The sequence below is a fragment of the uncultured Campylobacter sp. genome (assembly GCF_938018145.1).
GTDB lineage: Bacteria > Campylobacterota > Campylobacteria > Campylobacterales > Campylobacteraceae > Campylobacter_A.
Genome location: NZ_CALIII010000438.1, coordinates 1 through 5086 on the forward strand (window position 1 = coordinate 1; position 5086 = coordinate 5086).

A 5086-nucleotide genomic window follows, 5' to 3' on the forward strand; every position below is an offset into this window, starting at 1 on the left:
AGTAGGCCTAGTCGTGATTTTTTCAAGTTTATCGTTTCTTATGATTATTATTTGACGATTATTTTATCTTAAATATTTTTAAAGTGTATTAAATTTTGATCAAGCCTTGGTCGATTACTCTGCCAGTTTTGCATATTTGCGCCGCGCTAAAAAGCGAGCGGTAAAATTTGGTCGGCAAATTTAGCCCGTTCTGAGGCTAAATTTTATAAAATAGCTCAAAATTTAAGGACGAAAAATGTTTAACGGACTGATTAGAGAGATCGCGCAGGTTGCGAGCTATTCGCAAAACACCCTGCGACTAAAAGCCTCGTACCGCCCAAATTTAGGCGATAGCGTCGCGGTAAACGGCGCGTGCTTGAGCGTGACGCAGCTGCACGCAGACGGCTTTAGCGTGGAGCTTAGCGCCGAGACTAGAGCGCACATTGCGACGGAAAATTTGCGCGGACGCGTGCATATCGAGCCTGCGATGCGGCTAGCAGACCGCGTGGACGGGCATTTGCTTCAAGGCCACGTAGACGCTATCGGCGAGGTAGCGCGCATAGAGCGGCGCGAAAACGGGGTTGATTTTTATATAAATTTGCCCTCTAGCGTCATGCCGCTGATGGCGAACAAAGGCAGCATCGCGGTCGAGGGAGTGAGTCTTACGATCAACGAAGTTTTGCTCACAGGCGTGCGCCTAACGATCATCCCGATAACATTTCGAGAGAGCTTGTTTGGCGAGTTTGAGCCGGGGCGCCGCGTAAACGTGGAGAGCGATCTGCTCGCGCGCTACGTGGCTAGGCAGCTGGAGTTTGGCCGCGGTGCCCAAAACGGCGGCAAAAGCGAGATCAGCTGGGACGAGTCGCAGCATATCGCGAGCCTTTATTAGGCTAGGCGGGTTAAATTTGACGGAAATGAAGCGGGAAATTTTAGATGTAGTTTTTGAAAGCGAGCGCTTGAAGCTTGGCTTTACGACGCGATTTGGCGGAGTAAGCGAGGGCGCGTACGATGGTTTAAATTTGGGTGATCACGTCGGTGACCTGTCCGCAAACGTCGCTAAAAATCGAGAAATCCTAGCCGAACAAATCGGCGTCGCGCCTAGCAATCTAAAATTTATGCGTCAAATTCACTCAAACCGCGTGGAAATTTTGCGAAATCTTGATGATGAGCTACCGCCCTGCGACGGCGTGATAACCGCGCTTAGAGACGTAGCGCTTTGCGTTTTGGTTGCCGACTGCTCGCCTGTTTTGATAGCAGACGAGCGGCGCGGCGTGGTTGCCGCAGTGCATGCTGGCAGAGCGGGCGTAACTGGTAAAATTTGCACGAACGCGGTAAATTTGATGGCGAGCGAGTTTGGCTGCAAGGCGGGCGATCTGCGCGTGTTTGTCGGCGCAAATATCAAGGCGCGAAACTACGAGGTGGGCGAGCTTGATCTGGGCGAGTTTAACCGCTATAAAAATGGCGGCAAATTTGATATGGATTCGGCCTTGCGAGACGAATTTGCGCAGCTTGGCGTGGGGCGAGTCGAGTTTGATCCGCGCTGTACGCTTGAGACGCAGGGGCTATTTTCCTACCGCAGAGATGGCGTCACGGGGCGATTTTGCGGCTTTGCGATGAATAAAATCTCGTCAAAATAGCCGTATATGGCCTCAATTGGGTGTAGACGAGCGCGTGGCCGGGCGAGTTTAGTTAAAATTTCATTTATGTTTATTAAAAAGGGCTAAAATTTAAATCGAAACCTCATAAAAAGGAGCACAAATGAAAAAAATTTTACTTTGTTTGATTGTTGCGGCGAGCGCGCTTTTTGCGGCGCAAACGAGATCCTCAAACGAGATGGCAAGCGCCCCTGCGAGCGCGCCTGCAAATTTGGCAAATAAGCAGTTTGAAGACGCGCTAGCGATGTACCGAGTCTCGGATTTTATCGAGGCGGCGAGACTCTTTAATCTAGCGTGCGAGGGCGGACACGCGCGTGCTTGCTACGATATCGGCGCGATGATCGCTAGCGGCAAGGTCGCGGCGAAACAGCCTGAGACGGCGGCTAAATTTTACGAGCGAGCTTGCAAAATGGGCGATAAGCTGGGTTGCTACGCATTAGCGTACGCTCATCAGACGGGCGTCGGCGCGGTAAAAGACGAAGTGCGGGCGTACGAGCTCTATAAAAACTCATGCGAGCTGGGCCTAGCCAAAGGCTGCAACGAGGCGGGCTTTATGAGCGAGCGCGGCATGGGCGTAAACGCGGACGTCAAAGCCGCGGTTAAATTTTACGAAAAAGCGTGCAAGATGGGGCTAGAGGTCGGCTGCGAAAACGCTAAAATTTTAAAGCGTTAGACCGCTAGCGTCATAAATTTAACTCAGGCGCGTTTTGCGTTTTACTTTTCGTAAAAATGCGCCCGAGTTTCGCGCTAAATCTAAATGCTTTACTCGCCAAGATACGATTGGTCTTCGTAAATTCGTAAAAATTATTCAAATTTTGCTTTTGGCGATTAAGAGAACTATTTGGCGTATAAATTTGCAAAATAAAGCCGTAAATCTAAAATTTAAAAATCTCTCCAAAAATAAATCCAAATTTTAATCTATTTTTAGCTACAATTTGACATCAAATATCAAAAATAACCGAAAGGAAAAGCATGAAAACACGTAAAATTTTTGCCGCTGCGATACTTGCGGGAGCCGTTTGTTCGGCGCAGGCGCATATGTTTTGGGTGGACGGTGCAAACGACGAAAAGACGGGTAAATTCGTCGCAAAAATGGGTTATAGCGACGATTTTCCAAACTATGAGCCTATAATGCAAGAGCGCGTCCATCTTTTTGCGCCCGTTACCCTGATCCATAAAGACGGACAGAAAAAAGAGCTAGCGCAAAGCGGCGAAAACTACCGCTACGAGGGCGAAAAGCTAGGCAAAGGTACCTATATCCTGCTTGCGCGGCAAAATCCGATGTATTCGCTAAAAAAGCGCAGCGACGGCAAGTGGATTATTGACAAAAATAAGCTTGATCTAAAAGATTTAAGCGACGTGCAAATCTGCCGCCTGATGACGATAACGTCCAAAAAAATCCTAAATTTAGGCGAAGCAGACGACTTTGTCGCTAAGCCCGTCGGAGAGAAAATCGAGATCGTGCCGCTGCAAAATCCGGCTAGTTTTCGCGTGGATAAGCCCTTTAAACTACAAGTTTTGGCTGACGGCAAGCCGCTAGAACGCGCCAAACTAACCGGCACTTTTGCGGGATTTTTAGAGGATAAGCGAGCGTTTTACGGTATGACCGACGCGCAGGGTATCACCGAAGTCGTAGCACTAAGGCCGGGCTTTTGGGTGTTTGAGGTGATTTATGAAAGGCCTTATCCGGATGCCGCAAAATGCGACAAAGAGACGCTAAAAACGACGCTGGGCTTTGATATAAAAGAATAAATCGGCGTAAATTCGGGCTTTGGGTAAAATTTGAGCCTGAATTTACCTTAAATTTCATATAATCGCTTCGTAACCTAACTCAAAAACGAGGAAAAATGCCATACGAAAATTTTAAATCAAAAAATCCTCTCGCGGCAAAAATCGCCGCAAACGCGAGAAAATTTGACGTCCAGACGCTGCAAAACGAAGATCTCGTAAATTTGCTTTTAAGCGAAGGCGTTTTTAATGACGAAAGGCACGAAAGCTTGGACGTTATGGAGTTTTTCGGCGCCGAAGTTGATCTGGATGAAATTTTAAGAAGCGAAACGGAAGCTTTTAAAAGCGACTATTTTTATTGCGAAGAATGCAAGAACTAAATTTATAAAGGAGAAAAAATGGCAGTTCCAAAGCGAAGAGTTAGTAAAACTCGTGCGGCGAAAAGACGCACTCACTACAAAGTGACCCTTCCGATTCCCGTCAAAGATAAAGACGGAAGCTGGAAAATTCCGCATAGAATAAACAAAACTACGGGCGAATATTAATCCAATGATTTCCGTTGCTATAGACGCGATGGGCGGTGATTTCGGCTGCGAGCCGATAATAAACGGAGTCGTAGATGCGCTGCGAGAGCGTAAATTTAATGCATTTTTGGTAGGCGACGAAGCCAGTATCAAGCCTTTTATCCCGCAAGGTTATGGGTTTGAGAAGTATATCACTTACGTAGCTGCAAGCGAAGTCTTTGAGATGAAAGAGGGTGCTACGGACGCGCTTAAGCGCAAAGAAAGCAGCATCTTTAAGGCGGTCGATCTGGTAAAAAGCGGCACTTGCAAAGCCGTGGTATCCGCAGGACACAGCGGCGCTACGATGAGTCTTGCTACGCTTCGCATAGGCAGACTAAAGGGCATTTTGCGCCCTGCAATCGCTACGCTGATGCCAAATTCCATAGGCGGACGCACGCTCGTGCTGGATGTAGGCGCTTATGTGGATTGTAAGCCCGAGAATTTGTTTCAATTCGCGATTATGGGCGAAGCATACGCCAAAGAGATAATGGGATTGCGCGCGCCTCGCATAGGTTTACTATCCAACGGCGAGGAGGATAGTAAAGGCAACGAGGTAACGAAAGAAACCTTTCAGATGCTTAAGAATATGAAAAATTTTATCGGCAACGTCGAAGGTAATCAAATTTTTGACGGCTCGGTAGATGTGGTCGTATGCGACGGATTCATCGGCAACATTATGCTAAAATCCAGCGAAGGCGTCGCAAGCACCATAGGCAAGCTCATCAAAAACGAGACGAAAAAATCCCCTATCGCTATTGCGGGCTCCCTCTTGATGAAGCGCGTCTTTAAAATAATCAAAAAAAGCACTGACTACGACGAATACGGCGGCGCGCCGCTTTTGGGCGTCAAAGAGTGCGTCATCATAAGCCACGGCAAAAGCACTCCGAAAGCCGTTAAAAACGCGATCTTTCAGGCGCTTAAATTTGCAGACTCCAAAATCAACTTCGCGATAGAAAGCGAAATTTCTTCAAACGAGCAAAAATGAAAAAAGCCTCGATGATCTCGATCGCAGCATACGCGCCGAGTCAAATTCTAACCAATTTCGATCTTGAAAAAATGGTCGAAACCGACGACGAGTGGATCGTAAAGCGCACGGGAATTCACGAGCGCCGCATTGCAAAGGACGAGACCACTAGCGATTTGGGTATGAAGGCCGCAGCG

7 protein-coding genes and 1 pseudogene are annotated in these 5086 nt (G+C 47.7%); all 8 read left to right on the forward strand.

The window, feature by feature from the left end:
• The first annotated feature begins 235 nt into the window (after positions 1 to 235).
• Complete coding sequence (locus Q0338_RS10310; protein WP_298086646.1) at positions 236 to 868, forward strand: riboflavin synthase; 633 nt, start codon at positions 236 to 238, stop codon at positions 866 to 868.
• A gap of 25 nt (positions 869 to 893) precedes the next feature.
• On the forward strand, positions 894 to 1616 hold the full coding sequence (locus Q0338_RS10315) for a polyphenol oxidase family protein (RefSeq protein ID WP_298086647.1): 723 nt from the start codon (positions 894 to 896) through the stop codon (positions 1614 to 1616).
• Positions 1617 to 1737: 121 nt separating this feature from the next.
• Positions 1738 to 2307 carry a tetratricopeptide repeat protein gene (locus Q0338_RS10320; protein ID WP_298086648.1) on the forward strand — a complete coding sequence of 190 codons (570 nt, stop codon included), beginning with the start codon at positions 1738 to 1740 and terminating at the stop codon, positions 2305 to 2307.
• 299 nt (positions 2308 to 2606) lie between these two features.
• The gene (locus Q0338_RS10325; protein ID WP_298086649.1) at positions 2607 to 3386 is read left to right on the forward strand and encodes a DUF4198 domain-containing protein; all 780 of its coding nucleotides are present in this window, start codon (positions 2607 to 2609) and stop codon (positions 3384 to 3386) included.
• Between the two features lie 95 nt (positions 3387 to 3481).
• A complete protein-coding gene (locus Q0338_RS10330; protein WP_298086650.1) occupies positions 3482 to 3742 on the forward strand; it encodes a hypothetical protein in 261 nt (86 codons plus the stop codon).
• 18 nt (positions 3743 to 3760) lie between these two features.
• A complete protein-coding gene (gene rpmF / locus Q0338_RS10335) occupies positions 3761 to 3907 on the forward strand; it encodes a 50S ribosomal protein L32 (RefSeq protein WP_005871250.1) in 147 nt (48 codons plus the stop codon).
• A 4-nt stretch (positions 3908 to 3911) separates the two neighbouring features.
• Positions 3912 to 4910 (forward strand): phosphate acyltransferase PlsX, encoded by a 999-nt coding sequence (plsX, locus tag Q0338_RS10340; protein ID WP_298086651.1) that lies wholly within the window; start codon positions 3912 to 3914, stop codon positions 4908 to 4910.
• A pseudogene (locus tag Q0338_RS10345) lies at positions 4907 to 5086 on the forward strand (3-oxoacyl-ACP synthase); the annotation flags it as partial. The gene plsX and the pseudogene Q0338_RS10345, both read left to right, overlap by 4 nt.

What these genes read in the sequence shown, in the direction of transcription:
- Q0338_RS10310 (WP_298086646.1), top strand. Translation starts at nt 236, where the DNA reads ATGTTTAACGGACTGATTAGAGAGATCGCGCAGGTTGCGAGCTATTCG.
- Q0338_RS10315 (WP_298086647.1), top strand. Translation starts at nt 894, where the DNA reads ATGAAGCGGGAAATTTTAGATGTAGTTTTTGAAAGCGAGCGCTTGAAG.
- Q0338_RS10320 (WP_298086648.1), top strand. Translation starts at nt 1,738, where the DNA reads ATGAAAAAAATTTTACTTTGTTTGATTGTTGCGGCGAGCGCGCTTTTT.
- Q0338_RS10325 (WP_298086649.1), top strand. Translation starts at nt 2,607, where the DNA reads ATGAAAACACGTAAAATTTTTGCCGCTGCGATACTTGCGGGAGCCGTT.
- Q0338_RS10330 (WP_298086650.1), top strand. Translation starts at nt 3,482, where the DNA reads ATGCCATACGAAAATTTTAAATCAAAAAATCCTCTCGCGGCAAAAATC.
- rpmF (WP_005871250.1), top strand. Translation starts at nt 3,761, where the DNA reads ATGGCAGTTCCAAAGCGAAGAGTTAGTAAAACTCGTGCGGCGAAAAGA.
- plsX (WP_298086651.1), top strand. Translation starts at nt 3,912, where the DNA reads ATGATTTCCGTTGCTATAGACGCGATGGGCGGTGATTTCGGCTGCGAG.